Below are 20,404 nucleotides of genomic sequence, written 5' to 3' on the forward strand. Positions count from 1 at the left end.
AAATTGCATAGAAATCTCGGGATATATATGTGGGTATTCCATATATATCCCGTTTTTTTTGCGTGTCCTCTTCTTCCAAGCATTACGTCCTTATACAAATATATGGAATAGACAAAGTGGTTCTTTTCACCTAAAATCGATATATGTCGAAATTTAAAAGAAGGAGGTGTGAACGGGCATGGTACGCTATATTGCCAGTAAGTTTTTTTACATGTTAATTTCACTGTTTATTTTGATCTCGGCTACCTTTTTCTTGATGAAGGCGATTCCAGGGAATCCGCTGACTTCAGAGAAGCAGGTACCTCCGGCAATTAAGGAGCGCCTTATAGAACAGTTAGGTCTCGATAAGCCCGTTTACCAGCAATATCTGAAATATTTGGGTGAAATTGCTCAGGGCGATTTGGGAATTTCCATGAAGCAAATCAACCAGGATGTATCGAACATTATCAGTCAAACGTTTTCGGCTTCATTGAAGCTGGGGATCGTGGCGATTATCGTCGCGTTAATCCTTGGGGTACTGCTTGGTATGCTGGCAGCGCTGTATCATCGCAAATTGATTGACAATGTGGCGATGGTGTTAGCGGTGCTGGGCATCGCGGTACCTAGCTTCGTCGTGGCTTCATTGCTGCAGTATGTGTTTGCTTCGAAGCTGCACTGGTTGCCAACGATGGGTTTTAAAGGTCCAATGTACTATGTGTTGCCGGTAGCGGCTCTCACGGCGCAGCCGATCGCGTTTATTGCCCGTTTGACTCGTTCCAGCATGCTGGAGGTATTGCATGCGGACTACATTAAAACAGCAAAAGCAAAAGGCTTGGGCTGGATGGCCATTCTGTTCCGTCACGTTATTCGTAACGGGATTATGCCGGTCATCACCTACATGGGACCGATGACGGCAAACATTGTAACCGGTTCTGTGGTTATTGAGCAGCTCTTCGGGATTGGCGGCATCGGGAAGCAGTTCGTGCAAGCGATCAGCGTTCGCGATTATCCGTTGATTATGGGGATTACGATCTTCTACGGCGTAATCTTGATGGTGGCTCGGTTTATCACAGACATCCTTTACGTGCTGGTGGATCCGAGAATTAAGCTTGCGAAAGGGAAGGAGGGATAATGCGCATGGAAAATACAAATCCGATGAAAGTGATGCCGACACCGGTCGATCTGACAGCGGAGGATTTCCGCAAAATTGGCGCGGACGAGAAAGAAGCCGAAGTCATTCAACGCGAAAGTATTTCTGCTTGGCGTGATGCATGGCAACGATTGCGCAGCAATAAGCTGGCGATGACGGCTTTGATTTTCTTGGCGCTAGTTACGCTCGCTGCGATTATCGCTCCTTGGATTGTCGGTAAAATTTACGGCTACAACTATTATTCGAATGATCTTCTAAATACGAACAAAGCGCCATCGGCCGCACACTGGTTTGGCACGGATGATCTCGGTCGTGATATGTTTATCCGTACCTGGATGGGGGCTCGTATATCCCTGATCGTAGGTTTGGCGGCGGCGTGTATCGACCTCTTGATTGGCGTTATTTACGGCGGAATCATGGGGTACTACGGCGGTCGCGTCGATGAAATTATGAGTAAGTTTTCGGAGATTTTGTACTCCATCCCTTATTTGCTCGTTACGATTCTTTTGCTGGTCGTGATGGAGCCAAGCTTAGGGACGATTATCCTGGCATTAACTATCACCGGCTGGATTAATATGTCGTGGATTGTCCGCGGTGAAATTATGCAGCTGAAGAACCGTGAATACGTACTGGCATCCCGCTCGATGGGCGCAGGCCACGGACGCTTGTTGTTCCGCCACCTGTTGCCAAACGCAGTTGGCCCAATCATCGTTACGGTGACCTTATCTGTGCCTAACGCCATTTTCGCAGAAGCATTCCTTAGCTTCCTTGGCTTGGGCGTTCAAGCCCCGGTTGCTTCGCTGGGTTCGATGATCAACGATGCCTTGACCGGCTGGTTGTATTATCCTTGGCGGATGCTGTTCCCGGCTATTCTGATCAGTATCATCATGCTGGCGTTTAATATTTTTGGTGACGGTCTTCGCGATGCGCTTGACCCTAAACTGAAGAAGTAGGAGGTGGAATGATGGAGCCGATTTTACAAGTTAAAGATTTGCATGTTTCCTTCCAAGTCAAAGGTGGAGAAGTGAAGGCCGTTCGCGGTATGAACTTTGAAGTGGGGAAAGGTGAAACGGTTGCGATCGTCGGCGAATCCGGCAGCGGCAAGAGTGTCACAGCCCAAACGATTATGCGCCTGATTCCGTCTCCTCCTTCCATTATTAAGCAAGGTGAAATTATTTTCCAAGGGCAAGACCTATTGAAGAAAAGCGACAAGCAAATGGAATCGATCCGCGGGAAAGATATTGGCATGATATTTCAGGACCCGATGACCTCCTTGAATCCTACAATCAAAGTAGGCCGACAAATTACTGAAGTATTAATCAAACATCAGAAAATGTCAGCGGGCGAAGCGAAGAAACAGGCTATCGAAATGCTGAAGCTTGTAGGCATCAAAAATGCAGAAGCCCGCTTTAACCAATATCCACACGAATTTTCCGGGGGGATGCGGCAACGCGTCATGATCGCCATTGCGCTTGCCTGCCGGCCTGCGCTGTTGATCGCTGACGAACCTACAACGGCGCTCGACGTGACGATTCAAGCTCAAATCATGGACGTCATGAAAGAAATGCAATCCCGGCTGGGCACCTCCATCATTTTGATTACCCATGACCTTGGCGTTGTAGCAGGCATGTGTGATCGCGTCATCGTTATGTACGCGGGTGAAGTGGTGGAGACCGGAACGAAGTGGGAGATCTTTAAAAACCCGCAACATCCGTACACCAAAGGTTTGTTACGTTCGATGCCGCGTTTGGACCAGAAGAAAGGCGAACCGCTGATTCCAATTATCGGGACGCCGCCGGACTTGATTAAGCCGCCAATTGGTTGTCCATTCGCTGCTCGTTGCGACCAAGCGATGAAGATTTGTGAACGCATCGACCCAGGCGCGACGGTATTTAGCGAAACACATACCGCCCGTTGCTGGGATCTTCATCCGATGGCCAAGGAGGTACAGTCGTCATGAGCAAAGGCAAGACGTTAATTGAAGTTGAAGGCTTGAAAAAATACTTTAATGTTGGCGGCGGTAACGTCCTGAAAGCAGTTAACGACATCAGCTTCTCGATTGCCGAAGGCGAAACGCTTGGCCTCGTTGGCGAATCGGGTTGCGGTAAATCGACCGCAGGCCGTACCATCCTTCGTTTGTACGAGCCTACAGCTGGCAGCGTCCGCTTTAACGGCGTTGATATCAGCAAATTGCCGCCGAAGAAAATGAAAGCGATGCGCCGTGATATGCAGATGATCTTCCAGGATCCATATGCATCGCTGAATCCACGGTTTACCGTAACGGATATTATCGGGGAAGCGCTGGATATCCACGGTTTGGCCGGCTCGAGAGCTGAACGTAAGAAACGCGTTGAGGAATTGCTCGATATGGTTGGCCTGAACCCGGACCATGCAACCCGTTATCCGCATGAGTTCTCCGGCGGTCAACGTCAACGGATTGGGATTGCTCGCGCGCTTGCGGTAAATCCGAAGTTCATCATCTGTGACGAACCGATCTCGGCGCTGGACGTTTCCATTCAAGCCCAGGTTGTTAACCTGCTTGAGGATCTGCAGGATCGTCTCGGGTTAACGTATCTGTTTATCGCGCACGACTTGTCCATGGTGAAGCACATCAGTGACCGTGTGGCCGTGATGTACCTGGGCCGGATCGTAGAGCTGGCTGACAGTGAAGAGCTGTATGCCAACCCGTTGCACCCTTATACGAAAACACTTCTGTCCGCGATTCCGATTCCGGATCCGGAAGTTGAAGCGAATAAGAAACGGATTGTTCTGGAGGATACCACCAGCGGTCCAATCGGCAAAGCAGGCGCAGCCAGCGGAGGCTTGTACGACTTGGAGAACTCCGAGTTGGTGGAAGTGTCGAAAGGACATTTCGTATCCATGCCGAAAAAAGGTTGATCGAACCTGCGAACTCCCGCAGCCGTGTATGACGGATGCGGGAGTTTTTTTGCGCCTTATTAATTACGGAAAGTTAGAGGTTTAGCTAAAGTAAGGATTTCTTTGACGGAGCAGTGGGACATCCGTTACAATCAAGGAAGGTTTTGATGCAGACAGGAGGACGCAAACTGATGAATGTCGTTCAAGAGCAACTTCCATTTGCAGGGCCGCTGGCTGAAGTTTACGTAAATCAGTTTGCTACGGTTCAGCAATTGTATGAGAGCAACCCGGCGGAAGCGAGCAGCTGGGCTGAACGAGTCGCATGGCTTGATCAATCAGAGCATACGCGCGTAGGTCGGAAGGCGCTAGCAGCCCGACTTCGTGAATATAACAGACAATATAACCCGGACCCAGCCGTGGAGCAGGCAATCCATCAGCTTGAGCAGCCGGGAACGGCGGTGATTGTCGGCGGGCAGCAAAGCGGATTGTTTACCGGGCCGCTGCTCGTGATCTATAAAGCGGTGACCATCCTCAAAGCGGCGAAGGATGCTTCTGCCCGGTTAAATCGCCCGGTGGTGCCCGTGTTCTGGATTGCCGGCGAAGACCACGATTGGGATGAGGTTAATCACACCTATGTCATGGCGCCGGATTTGCAGGTGCGTCGGATCCGCATGCATCGAGGCGGCATGGAACGGCTCCCCGTCAGCTTTACAAAAGTGACGTCTGAGGCGTGGGACAAGGCTCTAACCGAGCTGGAGCAGCTGCTGCCCGACAGTGAGCATAAGGCGGTGGTCCTGGATTTGGCACGAAGCTCATCCGCGGATGCGGATAACTTGTCCGTTGCTTTTGCCAAGCTCATGGGGACTTTGTTTGGAAAATACGGGCTGGTGCTGCTCGACTCGTCGGATCCTGAGCTTCGCCGCTTGGAGATCCCTGTGTTTGAGCAAATGATTCGTCGCAATGACGAGCTGGAGTCGGCTTACCACGAAACGGTACGAGATTTGGCAATCTTGGGATTTGAACCTTCGGCTGAAGTGGCTGAAGATGGAGCAAATTTGTTCTATATTAATGAACGCGAAAGGCTGCTGCTGTTTAAACGGGAGGGCCGCTTCGAGGATCGTAAGGGCAAGCTCTCCTTTACGGCTGACGAACTGCTTGACGAGTTGCGAGAGCATCCCGAGCGGTTCAGCAACAATGTGTTAACTCGCCCATTGATGCAGGATAGTTTACTGCCTGTCCTCGGCTCGGTTCTTGGCCCCGGCGAAATTGCATACTGGAGTCTGACGCGCAAGGCGTTTCATAAACTGGGGCTGAAAATGCCGTTGCTGCTGTCACGGGAAGCTTTCACCGTAGTCGATCGCACCGTCCAAAAGCATATGCAAAAATACCAGCTCAGCTGGGAGGATGTGAAGGATGCGGAAGGCTTCCGACGCAGACGTGATGCTTGGCTTGCAGCGCAGGAGCGAATGCCGGTCGACCAACGGTTTGATGAGGTCATCGCTGCATTTGTGGATCTGTACAATCCGCTCATTGAGGAGCTGGCAGGGATTCAAAACGACTTATCCCGACTCGGGGCGGTGAATCGGGACAAAATCATTGGTCAAATCGAGTATTTGCGGGGCAAAGCGAAGGATACACTGGAGAAAATTCATGAGACCGGCTTACGCCATTTCGATCGGATTCAACTTTCGTTGTTCCCTCTAAGCAAACCGCAGGAGAGAGTCTACAATCTCTTTGATGCATTAAATCGGTATGGGACAGATTGGATCGAAGACCTGATGAATATCCCTTATGAGTTAACTGGCAAACATCGAATTATCTATTTATAGGAGGAGACATTAATGAGTTCGTTGGCCATTCAGAACAGCATCATTACCGACTTGAAGCTTGCGCCGGAGGGGCATTTGAAGATCGATTGGGTGGAAGCCCATATGCCGGTGCTCAACCGAATTCGGAAGCAATTCGAGGCAGAGCAACCTTTCAAGGGCTTGAAAGTAACCATCTCGCTTCATTTGGAGGCCAAAACAGCCTACTTGGCCAAAGTCATCCAAGCCGGTGGGGCAGAAGTGACGATTACCGGCAGTAATCCGCTGTCGACGCAGGACGATGTATGCGCTGCACTCGTTGAAGATGGCATCACCGTTTACGCCAAATATAATCCGGAACCGGAAGAGTATAAAGCCTTGTTGATTAAAGCGCTGGAGACGAAGCCGGATCTGATCATCGATGATGGCGGTGATTTGGTGACGATCCTGCACTCGGAACGTCAGGATTTGCTGGAAAATGTGCGGGGCGGCGCTGAAGAGACGACTACCGGGATTTTGCGCCTGAAAGCGATGGACAAGGAAGGTCAGTTGAAATTCCCGATGGTTGCAGTTAACGATGCTTATTGCAAATACTTGTTCGACAACCGTTACGGCACCGGCCAATCGGTGTGGGATGGCATTAACCGGACGACAAACCTGGTCGTTGCGGGGAAAACCGTGGTTGTTGTCGGCTACGGCTGGTGCGGCAAAGGCGTGGCGATGCGGGCCAAAGGCCTCGGCGCTAACGTTGTGGTTACCGAAGTTGACGCGATCAAAGCGGTGGAAGCGGTGATGGACGGCTTCCAAGTGATGCCGATGCTGGAAGCAGCGAAGATCGGCGATTTCTTCGTTACAGTAACAGGCAACCGCGATGTCATTCGCGGCGAGCACTACGATGTGATGAAGGATGGCGCGATTCTGTCCAATGCCGGCCACTTCGACGTGGAAGTGAACAAGCCAGATCTTGAGGAGCGTTCGGTTTCTGTTCGCACGGTGCGTAAGAACATTGAAGAATATCAGCTGAAAGACGGACGCAAAATGTACCTGCTCGCCGAAGGCCGTCTGGTGAACTTGGCTGCTGGTGATGGACATCCAGCTGAAATTATGGACATGACGTTTGCGCTGCAGGCGTTGTCTTTGAAATACGTCAATGACCGTTATAAAGAAATCGGGAAGACGGTTGTTAATGTCCCTTACGAATTGGATGAGCAGGTAGCTCGCTTCAAATTGGAAAGCCTCGGCGTGAACATCGATACGCTGTCCGCGGAGCAACGCGCTTACCTAGATAGCTGGCAAGAGCATTAATTTGTTGGGAGTGCGGGAGCAGTTCAATCGCTGGTGGAGAGAAGATCCTCGTTCCAATTGGTGCTGCTCCATCGCCAAGAGGCGATAGTTAACGGTAAATCGTACCGTTAATTGCTGATTTTCCCCCGCTAGAGGAGATTTAACGGTAAATCCTACCGCTAATTCCGACAGATAGAGCAAAGTTGGAGGATTTCACCTAAAATAACGGTACAAAATGCTCTTAATTCGCAGAAACCAGAGATCAATCCATAAAATAACATTAGTTTTTACTGTTAACGCACGATAAGCGGACTATCTCAGGCAGATTCAATCTGTCGGGATAGTCCTTTTTGCTGCTTCTTAAGCGCCAAACGAACTTCTACCGCGGTCGCTGTCCTAAAGCAATACACTCTTCGCATCCACCTCATGTCAAAAAAAATTTGAACCAAAGAAGGAATTTCACATTTAGTGTGGAATAGTTACATATCACAGTGGTGTAAAGTGGTGCAAAGTGGGGGAAAGAGGTAAGGAGTGAGTCACCAATGTTTATGGGGGAATTCCAACATAGCATTGACGATAAAGGCCGGATTATTATTCCGGCTAAGTTTCGTGAACTCCTCGGCAGCTCTTTCGTTGTAACCCGCGGCTTGGACCAGTGTCTTTTCGTTTATCCAATGCAGGAATGGGAAGTGCTGGAACAGAAGCTGAAGGCCTTACCACTGATGAAATCCGACGCCCGTGCGTTTACCCGGTTTTTTTTCTCGGGAGCAACCGAATGTGAATGGGATAAACAGGGAAGGGTAAACTTGCCGAGTAATTTACGGCAGTATGCCAAACTGGAGAAGGATTGCGTTGTTTTAGGCGTGTCGAATCGCGTGGAAATTTGGAGCAAAGACACGTGGGAGCAATACTTCCAGCAGTCGGAAGATACGTTTAACGAAATTGCTGAGAAGCTGGTGGATTTCAACTTCGATCTTTAGAAGAGGTTATTCTTTAAGCTAAGTCAAATGAATTCAGGTTTGGGGGCGTAAGTCTTGTTCCATCACATCACGGTACTCAAAGAAGAAGCAACAGAAGGGCTGCGCATCAAGCCGGACGGCATTTATGTGGATTGTACGCTGGGAGGCGGAGGCCACAGCTCCGTTATCTTATCCAAGCTAGGTCCCGGGGGAAGGCTGATTGCTTTCGACCAGGACGACTGGGCATTGGACAATGCCAAGGAGCGGCTAGCAGCCTATGCGGACAAGTTAACTTTGGTAAAAAGCAATTTCCGCTACATTGAGCAAAAATTGCGGGAGATCGAAGGGGTGCCGCAACTAAACGGAGTTCCCCAGGTGGACGGCGTATTGTTCGACCTCGGCGTTTCCTCTCCCCAATTTGATGAAGGAGAGCGGGGGTTTAGCTATAATGCGGACGCGCCGCTCGATATGCGGATGGATCAATCGGCCTCGTTGACGGCTCGGGAGATCGTAAATACGTGGCCAGAACGCGAAATTGCTCGGATCTTGTTCCAATACGGCGAGGAGAAATTTTCCAGGCGGATCGCCAAGGTCATTGTAGACCGGCGAGCGCAGGAGCCGATTGAAACGACGGGTCAGCTCGTCGAGCTGATTAAGGAGGGCATCCCGGCGGCCGCAAGGCGTACGGGGGGGCACCCCGCCAAGCGCAGCTTTCAGGCCTTGCGTATCGCGGTCAACGATGAGCTGGGCGCATTCGAAGAAGGGCTGCATGCCGCTATCCGTTGCTTGGCGCCGGAAGGACGGGTTTCGGTCATCACCTTCCACTCGTTGGAGGACCGAATCTGTAAGCAAATCTTTGCCAGCTATGTGGAGAAATGTACTTGCCCGCCCGATTTTCCGATGTGCGTATGCGGCGGCAAAGGATCACTTAAATTAATCAACCGGAAACCAATCGTTCCGTCGGAGCAGGAGTTGGCTGAGAATCCGCGAGCCCGTTCCGCGAAATTGCGCGTGGCGGAGAAATTGCAAACCGGTGTGGAGGTATCGTAAATGGCTTATACGCGTGGGAATCTGGCAGTCAAGGAGAAGCAATCAGAACGCAGCTATCAACCGCAGCGTTATCGGGAAACGACGAAGGTGGTCACCCGCCGTTCGCCTTTGCCGGTCCGTGAGAAGTTGCTGTATATGATGACGGTTATTTTTTGCGTGGCCGTAATGGGCGGGTTGTTATGGCAAAATGTGTCACTTTACAACATTAAGCGCCAAATGTTTAATTTGAATACGGACATTCAAGCGATCAACGCGGAAGTGAAGGAACTTAGTATCCAAAAAGAAAAGCTGGAGGAACAAATTCCGGAGAAGGCGCAGGAGCTCGGTTATGTTCAGCCGGAGGTAGAAGGTTTTCATGTGAACGTGCCGGCAGATGGCGTTGAAACGGCCAAGAAATAATGTCTAAAGAGGTTTTGCCATGATCAAGCGAATAAAGCTTCGAACACTGCTGATAGGGGGATGTATTACCCTCTTTTTTGCTGTATTGATCGGTAGAGCGTTTTGGCTGCAGGTTGTACAAGCGGACTTTTGGCAGGCGCATGCAGAGGAGCTGTGGTCAACCAAAAAGTTGCTGCCCGCAACGAGGGGGACGATCACGGATCGGAACGGCGATGTCCTGGCGGTGGATGCTCCGGCTTATACGGTGGCGGTTAATCCCGAACTTATTAACAAATACGGCATTCAGGACGAGGTCGTTGAAGGGCTTGGCAAGGTCCTCGGGAAAGACGAAAGTGAACTCCGAAAGATCGTCAATGCGAAAAAAGAGTCCGGCGAGTTCTATACGCAACGTGAGGTGCGGAACGAGGGCTGGAAAATTGATCAAGACCTGAAGAATCAGGTGCAGGCATTGATCGACGAGCTGAAGGAAGAGCATAACAACCTGCAGGACGTCGGTATTTACTTGATCAAGGATCAGAAGCGATATTATCCGAATCAAAGCTTGGCTTCCCACGTTTTGGGATATATCGATCGAGAGGGCAAAGCGGTATCTGGAATTGAAGCCTACTTCGATGAACAGCTCAAGGGCGTGAACGGTTCGCTCGAATACAAGCGGGACGGCCGAGGAATTGAGATTCCGAAAGCGAGCGAAATTTATAACCCGCCGAAGAACGGAGACAACTTGAAGCTGACGATCGACTACACGATCCAGTACTACATCGAGCAGGCGATGAAGGAAGCGTACGATCAGCTGCAGCCGATCAGTATGACGGTTATTGCGGCCGATCCGAAGACGATGGAGATCCTTGGCATGGCGAATATGCCAACCTATAATCCCAATGAATATTGGGCGGACGTTGACCAGAAAAATTTCTATAACCACGCGATCAAATCCGTTTACGAACCAGGGTCCACCTTTAAAATTGTAACCTTGGCCGGGGCGGTACAGGAAGGCTTATTTAATCCCAATGCTACATACAAATCCGGGAGCATCCGGGTGCCGGGGCAAACGATTCACGACTTGAAGCGGTCCGGCTGGGGCGAGATTACGTATCTGGAAGGTGTGAAACGCTCGAGTAACGTCGCTTTCGTCAAGCTGGGCTACGAGATGCTGGGACCGGAACGTTTGAAGACGTACGTCGACCAATTTGGTTTCGGTAGAAAAACAGGCATTGAGCTGCCGGGCGAATCCAAAGGAATCGTGGATCCGGTGCAGCAGGCTGACTTTGCGGCGATGTCATACGGCCACGGGAAGCTGCTTGTGACGCCATTGCAACAAATTGTCGCGGTATCGGCCATCGCCAACGGCGGCAAGCTGATGGAGCCCCATATCGTCAAGTCCATCACCGATCCGCAGACCGGGGAGACGGTGGAAACCCAACCGAAGGTACTTCAACAGGTGATCTCTCCTGACAAAGCGAAGGAAGTCGGAACCTACTTAGAGCAAGTCGTTTCGGACCAAAAGATCGGTACCGGGCGCCATGCCTACATCGATGGTTATCGTGTAGCTGGTAAGACGGGGACTGCGGTAAAGGTAGTTAACGGCCAATATGATTACACGAAGCAGGTCGTTTCATTTATTGGCTATGCGCCGGTGGATGATCCAAAGATTGCGGTCATCGTCTTAATCGACGAACCGAAGGACTCGGAACTGGGCGGGGGGGCTGCCGCCGCCCCGGTATTTAAGCAGATCGTTAATCAAACGCTGCAGTATATGGGCGTTCCGAAAAAATACGAAGGCAGCACTTCCGGTAACTCCTCGAAATCCGTTGCCTCGGGACCTAAAGTTCCGGATGTCGGCGGGTTGTCGGTGCAACAAGCCAAGGACAAACTGTCAGCAAGCCATATCTCCTATGCAACCTATGGGAAAGGGGACACGATTATCTCCCAATTCCCGAAGGCGGGCACGACGCTCAAGTCTGGGCAATTCGTTTACTTGGTTACAGAGAAAGGCTCGGACATCAATGTGCCGAACCTGCAGGGCGAATCGTTGCGCGATGCGGTGGAGCTGCTGTCCATCCTGCAGATCCCGGTTACGACACAAGGGGAAGGTTACGTCGTTTCGCAGGAGGTCGTGAACGAAAACGGCGGCAGACGCGTGATCCTTACCTTGGAACCGCCGGACAAGGAGGAAACTTCGTCCGACGAGGAGCAGGCGGAGGATGCCACAAACGGCGGTGATCAAGGGGACGATGCAGGAGAGAAGAAGACCTCGGACTCGCCATAGCTTGTTCTAACCCCTGGTTGTCCTGAATAGTCATGTGATGAGTACAATCATGATGATGTCAGGATGGGTAAGGGGGGCAACCTGTGAAAGTATCCAGATTTACCGTCAGACGAAGATTATTCTGGCTGTTAATGGTGTTATGTTTGCTGTTTGCGGCGCTGGCCGTGCGTCTTGCCTACGTTCAAATCGGGAAAGGGGCTGAATTGTCCGCCAAAGCGGAGGATTCCTGGCGCCGGAATATCCCGTATTCGGCGAAGCGCGGCGAAATCAGCGACCGCAACGGCACGGTGCTAGCTTATAATATTACGACGCCAACGGTGATGGCCATTCCGGTGCAGATCAAGGATCCGGAGCTGACGGCCAAGAAGCTGGCGCCGCTGCTTGGGATGACCGAGGAATCGGTGCTGAAGACGATCACCAAGAGACAATCCATAGTCAGGCTGCAACCCGGCGGACGCAAAATTACGATGGAAAAAGCGCAGCAAATTCGTGATTTAGCTCTTCCGGGTATTGTTGTTGCCGAAGACAATAAGCGCTACTATCCCTTCGGAGGATTGGCGGCACATATCCTGGGCTTTACCGGAGGGTACAACCAAGGCCTTACCGGCGTGGAAAGCAAATACGATAATTTACTCAGCGGCATGAACGGGAGCGTATCTTATCTATCTGATGCCGGCGGGCGCTTGATGCCAGGTTCGTCGGAGAAGTACGTAGAGCCGAAGGACGGTCTAAATCTGACGCTAACGATCGACAAGACGATCCAAAGCATCATCGAACGGGAGTTGGATCAAGCGATGGATCGGCTGCAGGCTGATTCGGCACTGACGATCGCGATGAACCCGAAGACAGGAGAAATCCTTGGCATGGCAGCCCGGCCGGGGTACGAGCCTGGAGCTTACCAAGAATATGATACCGAAGTATATAACCGGAACTTGCCGATTTGGATGACGTACGAGCCAGGTTCCACCTTCAAGATCATTACGCTGGCAGCGGCATTAGAAGAGAAGAAGGTGGATTTGCTGAATGAGCGTTTTTTTGACCCAGGTTATGTTAAGGTAGGAGGGGCTACGCTGCGCTGCTGGAAGAAGGGCGGCCATGGCAGCCAAACGTTCCTTCAGGTTGTTGAAAACTCCTGCAACCCGGGATTTGTAGCGTTAGGCCAACGGCTGGGTAAAGAGACGTTGTTCGATTACATCAAAAATTTCGGCTTCGGCAGCAAAACCGGCATCGATCTGAATGGAGAAGAGAACGGGATTTTGTTTAAGCTCTCGCAAGTAGGGCCGGTGGAATTGGCAACCACCTCGTTTGGTCAAGGCGTATCGGTGACTCCGATCCAGCAGATTACGGCGGTTTCTGCAGCGATTAACGGCGGGAAGCTGTATAAGCCTTTTGTCGCCAAAGCGTGGACGAATCCGGAGACAGGCGAGGTTGTTTCCGAGAACAAGCCGCAGATGGTGCGGCAGGTCATTTCGGAGGAGACCTCGAAGCAAATTCGTATGGCGCTGGAAAGCGTCGTCGCCAACGGAACTGGCGGGAACGCGTTTATCGACGGGTATCGGGTTGGCGGGAAAACCGGGACAGCGCAAAAGGTCGTGAACGGACGGTACTCGCAAAATGAACATATCGTTTCCTTTATCGGCTTCGCCCCGGCGGACGACCCGCAGATCGTGGTTTACACGGCGGTGGATAACCCGCAAGGCATTCAATTCGGCGGCGTGGTAGCTGCTCCGATCGTTCGCAACATCATGGAGGATGCGCTGGAGTATATGAAGGTTCCTCCTCGTGAGCAACAGGTCAACAAGAAATATAAATACGGCGAGACGCCAATCGTCACGGTACCTGATTTGATCGGCCACACGACGCAGGAAATCTACGAGGACTTGAATATGAATTTCAATCTGGCCAGATCCGGCGCCGGCAATGTGGTGATCAACCAAGCCCCGAAAGCGGGGGCACGCGTAGAGAAGGGATCGACGATCCGCATCTACATGGGGACAGAAGCGGAAGCAGAGCAACAGCATGATCATAACTCGATCACAAGTGAATAATAATCCTGAACTTAGTTAAATTTGGTGATAATATAGTATGAGTGTGTATCGGTAATTCAAAAATTGCGTATGGAAACCCGATTTTTGAATTTCGTATAGGGCACGCAGTTGAAAGACGGAGGGGTAACCTATGCTGCTTAAGAAACTAGCAACGTATTTTATGACATCGCAGATACGAGGAGATGAAGAAACGTCCTGTACGGGGATCGCGATCGATTCGCGCAAGGTACAACCGGGGGATCTATTTATTTGCCTTCCCGGCCATACGGTGGATGGTCACGATTATGCCCGGCAGGCTGCAGAACAAGGGGCTGCAGCACTGGTGGTAGAACGGTGGCTGGACGAGGTTGCCCTGCCGCAGCTGAAAGTCAAGGACTGTCGACAGGCGATGGCTGTACTCGGAGGCGTATTCTACGGGGCGCCTAGTTCGCGGCTGAAAGTCATCGGCGTGACTGGTACGAATGGCAAGACGACCACTACTTATCTGATCGAGCGGATTTTGCAGGATCAAGGCAAGGAAACGGGATTGATTGGCACCATCCAACGCCGGTTCGCCGGGCAGACGTATCCGATGTCCGGGACAACACCGGAGTCGCTGGAGCTGCAGAAATATTTACATGACATGGCTGAAGGCGGCGGTGAGTATTGTGTTATGGAAGTGTCCTCCCATGCGCTGGCGCAAGGACGTGTGAAAGGAACCCGCTTCCGGACGGCCGTATTTACGAACTTAACCCAGGATCATCTGGATTATCATAAGACCATGGACGAATACCGCTGGGCCAAAGGATTATTTTTCTCCCGATTGGGGAATACGTATGCGGAAAATCCAGAGGAACGCAGCTATGCCGTGCTGAATGTTGATGACCCGGCGAGCGCTTATTTTGCCAAACAGACGGCGGCTGAAGTGATTACGTACGGCGTGGAGCAGGATGCCGACGTTAGAGCCTCCAACATCTCGATTACCGCACGGGGGACATCCTTTCACGTGGATACGTTCCGCGGCAGCGCAGATATCTCCTTGCGGATGGTAGGGAAGTTTAATGTATACAACGCGCTGGCCGCCATCTCCGCGGCACTATTGGAAGGTATCCCGCTTACGCAGATCAAGGCCAGCCTGGAATCGGTGAAAGGCGTTGAGGGACGAGTGGAAGCGGTGGACGAAGGTCAGGATTTCGCCGTCATTGTGGATTACGCCCATACCCCGGACGGGTTGGAGAATGTGCTGCGGACGGTAAATGAATTTGCGAAAGGCCGCGTGATTTGCGTCTTCGGCTGCGGCGGGGATCGGGATCGGAAGAAACGCCCGATTATGGGTCAAATCGCCGCGAAGTATGCGGATTACGTGCTGGTGACCTCGGATAATCCGCGTACGGAAGACCCGCAAGCGATCTTACGGGACATCGAACAGGGACTCATCGAGGACGGCGTGGATCAGGCGCGTTATGAGATGATCGTCGACCGCCGCGAGGCGATTGGCAAGGCTATTGAAATGGCAAGCCATGAGGATGTAGTATTGATTGCGGGCAAAGGCCATGAGACCTATCAACTGATAGGTACGAAGGTGCTGGATTTTGACGATCGAATCGTTGCAAAAGAAGCGATAAGGGGTCTGGCAAAGTGATTAAAAGAAACTTAGCGGAAATTGCCGCGATGTGCGGCGGACAGATTCGGGATGCGGGCGATGCTGGCATCGTAGTGCAGGGGGTTGTGACGGATTCCCGGCAAATAACGAAAGGCTGCCTGTTTGTGCCGCTGGCGGGGGAACGGTTCGACGGCCATGATTTCGCGTCAGACTGCCTTCAGGCTGGAGCTGGCGCTTGCCTATGGGCGCGCTCAAAGGGAACGCCGCCAGGCCCGGCCGTACTCGTGGACGATACGCTAATCGCGCTGCAGGCGCTGGCCAAATCCTACTTGACTGCAACCGGAGCAAAAGTAGTCGGGATCACCGGAAGCAACGGGAAAACGACGACCAAAGATCTGGTTTACGCTCTTTTGTCGACGACATATCAAGTGCATAAAACCAAAGGGAACTTCAACAACCATATCGGACTTCCGTTAACGATCTTGGCCATGCCGGAAGATACGGAAATCGCCGTGCTGGAGATGGGCATGAGCGGGCGCGGGGAGATCGAACTGCTCTCGAAGATTGGTGAACCGGAAACGGCGGTCGTCACCAACATCGGCGAATCTCACTTGCTGCAGCTGGGTTCGCGGGAGGAGATCACAAGAGCCAAACTGGAAATTCTGGCGGGGATGAAGCCAGGAGGACTGTTCATCTACAATGGGGACGAACCTCTTATCCCTCAAGTGCTGGCCGAGCCGTCTACGGTGAAGCCGGAAGGTCTGCAAACAGCAACATTTGGGCTGCGTCCGGAGAATGACTTGTATCCCACAGGAATCCTGTTTACGGACCATCATACGTTGTTTACGCCGCATGGCAGCGAAGGCGAACCGCTGGAACTGCCGCTTCTGGGTGAACATAATGTATCCAATGCGCTTGCGGCGATCACGGTTGCCCGTCAATACGGGGTGAGCGACGCAGCGATCCGTGAGGGCTTCAGCAATGTGGAGCTGACCGGAATGCGGATTGAAGTCATTACTGGACAGAGCGGCATTACGATCCTGAACGACGCGTATAACGCCAGCCCGACTTCGATGAAGGCGGCCCTTGGCGTTTTGGAGCATATGAAAGGGCATCGGAAGAAGATCGCCGTGCTGGGGGATATGCTCGAACTGGGCGATTCCGAAGCAGATTATCATCGCGAAATCGGGGAGATGTTGACGCCAGGTACGGTGGATCTGCTGTTCACCTGCGGTCCGCTGTCGCGCCACATTGCCGAGGGGGCGAAGAAACAGTTGGACCCCAATTGTATTCATGCATATACTGATAAGTCTGAACTGATCCGCAAGCTGGTTTCGTTGCTGCATCCTCAGGACATTGTCTTGGTTAAGGCTTCCCGGGGCATGAAACTCGAAGAAGTCGTTGAAGCGATCAAAACTAGCGAGCTAACACACTAATACCGGCGAAAGGGGGGGATCCCATGGATTTTGGACTTATCTTGTTAACGATCGGCGTATCTTTTATTCTGGCGGTCATCTCGGCTCCGCTGATCATACCGCTGCTGAGAAGACTCAAATTCGGCCAGCAAATTCGCGGCGAAGGGCCGCAAAGCCATTTGAAAAAGGCGGGCACGCCAACGATGGGCGGCATTATTATCCTACTAGCGTTTACGTTGGCTTACTTAAAATTTTCCGTTGTGAATACCGACTTCTACGTGCTACTCGTTGCCACGCTGGGGTTTGGACTGGTCGGATTTCTCGACGACTATATCAAAATCGTATTTAAACGGTCTTTGGGTCTCACACCCAGACAGAAATTAATTGGACAGCTGCTGTTCGCCGGAATCATGTGTGCCTTGCTCATTTCGGAGGGTCATAGCACAGCGATTGCTATCCCGGGGACGGACATTTCGTTTGACTGGGGCCCGTGGTTCTACTATCCGTTTATCGTGATCATGATGATGGCGGTGACGAACGCCGTGAATTTTACCGATGGCGTGGACGGCTTGCTGTCGGGCGTCAGCGCAATTGCGCTGGGGGCATTCGCGGTGATCGCCATGCAGGTGACTTCGCTTCCATCTGCGGTATGTGCCGCAGCCATGATCGGTGCCGTGCTGGGCTTTCTCGTCTTTAACGCGCATCCGGCCAAGGTGTTCATGGGCGATACCGGTTCGCTGGGCATCGGCGGGGCGATTGGCGCGATTGCGATCGTCACCAAAACCGAGCTGTTGTTCCTGGTCATCGGCGGAATATTTGTCATCGAAATGTTGTCTGTCGTCATCCAGGTCGTTTCGTTTAAGACACGCGGCAAGCGGGTATTTAAGATGAGCCCGATTCACCATCATTTCGAGTTGTCCGGTTGGTCGGAATGGCGCGTTGACGTCACCTTCTGGGCGGTTGGACTGGTGCTGGCGGTCATAGGACTTTACTTGAACAAGGGGTTGTAATGAAGATGAATCATCCAGAAGAATACCGGGGACGTCAGGTTGTCGTTCTCGGTTTGGCGAGAAGCGGCGTTCAGGTCGCCAAAACCCTGCATCATTATGGCGCCGTCATCACGGTCAATGATCGAAAAGAACGAGAACAGTGTCCCGAAGCATCCGAATTGGAGGCTTTGGGAATTTCTGTTGTATGCGGAGGTCACCCGGACGATCTCATTCATGAGGGCGTTTCGTTGGTCGTTAAAAACCCGGGGATCCCCTATACCGCGCCTCCTGTGGCCAAGGCGATGGAGCTTGGCATCGAGGTTGTGACGGAGGTGGAGATCGCTTATTTGATCAGCCCGGCTCCCATTCTCGGGATTACTGGCTCCAATGGCAAAACGACCACAACGACGTGGGTTGGCAACATGCTGGAGGCTGCCGGCATGAGACCGATTGTCGCCGGTAATATTGGCATCCCGCTGTGCGAGGCTGCTGAGGAGGCGGATGTACGCAACTGGTTGGTCGCCGAGCTCAGCAGCTTTCAGTTGAAGGGGACCCGGGCGTTCCGCCCGGAGGTGGCCTGCCTGCTGAACGTGACGGAGACGCACCTGGATTATCACGGGACGATGGATGATTACATCTCGTCGAAAGCCAAGCTGTTTGCGAATCAACGAGAAACGGACCGCGCCGTCCTCAATTGGGACGACCCCGTGTGCCGGGAGCTTGTGCCCTACATAAAAGCGAAGCTGATCCCTTTCTCGATGACTGAAGAATTGCAGTCGGAGGGGGTTTATGTCGCACCGGCGTACATTCCGGATGTCGAAGACGGATTAACCCGTCACATCATGTACCGGGGGGCTGATGGCGTGGCGCGGGCAATTGTCGACATCGCTGACATCGCTTTGCCGGGCCGCTTTAACGTCGAGAATGCGCTGGCGGCGGTTGCGGCGGCGATTGCTGCGGGAGCTGCACCAGATGCGCTGGCGGAGCCGCTACGAACGTTCCGCGGCGTGGAGCATCGCTTGGAGTATGTCGACGAGAAGCAAGGCGTCGTTTACTATAACAACTCCAAAGCGACCAACTCCAAGGCAACGGTCATGGCCCTTGAAGCACTGCAGGCACCTATCGTGTTGATCGCCGGCGGATTGGACCGCGGCTCGGATTATATGGAGCTGCTGCCGGTTTTCAAAGAGAAGGTAAAGGCCGTCGTGGCGATGGGGCAAACGAAAGAAAAAATTGCTAGAGTCGCTGAGCTGGCGGGTCTATCGCACATCGTGCTGGTCGATACTGTGGACAGCGCCGCAGATACGCTGCGCGCTGCGCTGAAGGAGGCTTCAAGCCTGGCGGATCCGGGAGATATCGTTCTGCTCTCGCCGGCCTGTGCAAGCTGGGATATGTTCCCTTCCTATGAAGAGCGTGGACGCATTTTTAAAGAGGCGGTGCATACCCTTTAAGTAGGGGGGTGGAAAAGCCCCTACTTTCGGTTAAGAGGTGGCATCCACGATGGGCAAGAGCCGTACGGCGCCGGATTTTTGGCTGGCGGCCAGCATTCTCGGATTGCTGGCGATCGGAATCGTAATGGTATACAGCGCGGGTTCCGTACTCGCTTTCCATGATTACGGCGATTCTTTCTATTTCGTTAAGAGGCAGCTGCTCTTTGCTGTACTTGGGTTAATTGCGATGTTCTTGATGATGAATGTAGATTACCGTCTGCTGCGAAAATACGCGAAAGTCGGGCTGGTTCTCTGCTTTATCCTGCTCGTCATCGTACTGATTCCCGGGATCGGGGTCGTGCGCGGCGGGGCGCGCAGCTGGCTGGGCATCAGCTCGTTTGGGATTCAACCCTCCGAGTTTATGAAGCTGGGGATGATCTTGTTTCTATCCTATTGGCTAAGTAAAGAAGATTACAAGATCACGAATTTTACGAAAGGCTTGCTGCCGCCGCTTGGGATTATCGGACTTGCCTTTGGATTAATCATGCTGCAGCCTGATTTGGGGACAGGAACGGTTATGCTGGGCGCTTCCCTGTTGATCGTGTTTACCGCAGGTGCACGCATTCGCCATTTAGCTGGATTGGCGGCTGTAGGTGCGATAGGCTTCGTTGGTTTGATCCTGGCGGCACCTTATCGGCTGAAACGGATTACCGCCTTCCTGGATCCATGGTCGGATCCATTGGGTGCGGGTTATCAGATCATCCAGTCGCTCTATGCGATTGGGCCCGGTGGATTGGCAGGCTTGGGTCTGGGGATGAGCCGGCAAAAATACAGCTATGTGCCGGAGCCGCAAACCGATTTCATCTTCTCGATTCTAGCTGAGGAATTAGGTTTTATCGGCGGACTCTTAGTTTTGTTATTGTTTTTGATATTAGTATGGCGCGGAATGCGCGTGGCCATGACCATCGATGATCTGTTTGGCAGCTTGCTTGCTGTCGGAATCGTAGGTATGGTAGGCGTGCAGGTTGTCATCAACATCGGCGTTGTCATCGGTCTGATGCCAGTCACCGGCATTACGCTACCGTTGATCAGTTACGGCGGATCTTCGCTGACGCTGATGCTGACCGCGCTAGGCATTCTACTGAATTTATCCCGTTACGCGAGGTGAGAA

At 52.3% G+C, this 20,404-nt stretch carries 16 protein-coding genes; all 16 read left to right on the plus strand.

Features of this window, described 5'->3' with window-relative positions; all coding sequences use genetic code 11:
* Positions 1-178: 178 nt before the first annotated feature.
* The 16 genes from C812_RS04455 (at position 179) to spoVE (ending at position 20,401) form a co-directional block, all read left to right on the plus strand.
* Positions 179-1,111 carry an ABC transporter permease gene (locus tag C812_RS04455; RefSeq protein ID WP_016311492.1) on the plus strand — a complete coding sequence of 311 codons (933 nt, stop codon included), beginning with the start codon at positions 179-181 and terminating at the stop codon, positions 1,109-1,111.
* The gene (locus tag C812_RS04460) at positions 1,111-2,082 is read left to right on the plus strand and encodes an ABC transporter permease (protein ID WP_269635492.1); all 972 of its coding nucleotides are present in this window, start codon (positions 1,111-1,113) and stop codon (positions 2,080-2,082) included. The genes C812_RS04455 and C812_RS04460 overlap by 1 nt, the downstream gene beginning before the upstream one ends.
* An 11-nt stretch (positions 2,083-2,093) precedes the next feature.
* Positions 2,094-3,089 carry an ABC transporter ATP-binding protein gene (locus C812_RS04465; protein ID WP_016311494.1) on the plus strand — a complete coding sequence of 332 codons (996 nt, stop codon included), beginning with the start codon at positions 2,094-2,096 and terminating at the stop codon, positions 3,087-3,089.
* Positions 3,086-4,027 (plus strand): ABC transporter ATP-binding protein, encoded by a 942-nt coding sequence (locus C812_RS04470; RefSeq protein WP_016311495.1) that lies wholly within the window; start codon positions 3,086-3,088, stop codon positions 4,025-4,027. Before C812_RS04465 ends, C812_RS04470 begins: the two co-directional genes overlap by 4 nt.
* A gap of 170 nt (positions 4,028-4,197) precedes the next feature.
* Entirely contained in the window at positions 4,198-5,835 is a 1,638-nt protein-coding gene (gene bshC / locus C812_RS04475) for a bacillithiol biosynthesis cysteine-adding enzyme BshC (protein ID WP_016311496.1), read from the plus strand.
* 12 nt (positions 5,836-5,847) lie between these two features.
* Positions 5,848-7,116, plus strand: a complete 1,269-nt coding sequence (locus C812_RS04480) for an adenosylhomocysteinase (protein WP_016311497.1) — start codon at positions 5,848-5,850, stop codon at positions 7,114-7,116.
* Positions 7,117-7,637: 521 nt separating this feature from the next.
* Positions 7,638-8,075: a division/cell wall cluster transcriptional repressor MraZ gene (gene mraZ, locus C812_RS04485; RefSeq protein ID WP_009225592.1), complete on the plus strand. Its 438-nt coding sequence runs from the start codon at positions 7,638-7,640 to the stop codon at positions 8,073-8,075.
* A gap of 54 nt (positions 8,076-8,129) precedes the next feature.
* The gene (gene rsmH / locus C812_RS04490) at positions 8,130-9,104 is read left to right on the plus strand and encodes a 16S rRNA (cytosine(1402)-N(4))-methyltransferase RsmH (protein WP_016311498.1); all 975 of its coding nucleotides are present in this window, start codon (positions 8,130-8,132) and stop codon (positions 9,102-9,104) included.
* Positions 9,105-9,503 (plus strand): hypothetical protein, encoded by a 399-nt coding sequence (locus C812_RS04495; protein WP_016311499.1) that lies wholly within the window; start codon positions 9,105-9,107, stop codon positions 9,501-9,503.
* A gap of 19 nt (positions 9,504-9,522) precedes the next feature.
* Entirely contained in the window at positions 9,523-11,769 is a 2,247-nt protein-coding gene (locus C812_RS04500) for a penicillin-binding transpeptidase domain-containing protein (protein ID WP_016311500.1), read from the plus strand.
* Between the two features lie 83 nt (positions 11,770-11,852).
* Positions 11,853-13,817: a stage V sporulation protein D gene (locus C812_RS04505; protein WP_016311501.1), complete on the plus strand. Its 1,965-nt coding sequence runs from the start codon at positions 11,853-11,855 to the stop codon at positions 13,815-13,817.
* A 130-nt stretch (positions 13,818-13,947) separates the two neighbouring features.
* Positions 13,948-15,438, plus strand: a complete 1,491-nt coding sequence (locus C812_RS04510) for a UDP-N-acetylmuramoyl-L-alanyl-D-glutamate--2,6-diaminopimelate ligase (RefSeq protein WP_016311502.1) — start codon at positions 13,948-13,950, stop codon at positions 15,436-15,438.
* On the plus strand, positions 15,435-16,835 hold the full coding sequence (locus C812_RS04515; RefSeq protein ID WP_016311503.1) for a UDP-N-acetylmuramoyl-tripeptide--D-alanyl-D-alanine ligase: 1,401 nt from the start codon (positions 15,435-15,437) through the stop codon (positions 16,833-16,835). The genes C812_RS04510 and C812_RS04515 overlap by 4 nt, the downstream gene beginning before the upstream one ends.
* Positions 16,836-16,858: 23 nt before the next feature.
* On the plus strand, positions 16,859-17,824 hold the full coding sequence (mraY, locus tag C812_RS04520; RefSeq protein WP_016311504.1) for a phospho-N-acetylmuramoyl-pentapeptide-transferase: 966 nt from the start codon (positions 16,859-16,861) through the stop codon (positions 17,822-17,824).
* A 5-nt stretch (positions 17,825-17,829) separates the two neighbouring features.
* Entirely contained in the window at positions 17,830-19,254 is a 1,425-nt protein-coding gene (gene murD / locus C812_RS04525; protein ID WP_036624674.1) for a UDP-N-acetylmuramoyl-L-alanine--D-glutamate ligase, read from the plus strand.
* Between the two features lie 49 nt (positions 19,255-19,303).
* Positions 19,304-20,401, plus strand: a complete 1,098-nt coding sequence (gene spoVE, locus C812_RS04530; protein ID WP_016311506.1) for a stage V sporulation protein E — start codon at positions 19,304-19,306, stop codon at positions 20,399-20,401.
* The last annotated feature ends 3 nt before the right edge of the window (positions 20,402-20,404 follow it).

The organism is Paenibacillus barengoltzii G22, from assembly GCF_000403375.2.
GTDB lineage: Bacteria > Bacillota > Bacilli > Paenibacillales > Paenibacillaceae > Fontibacillus > Fontibacillus barengoltzii.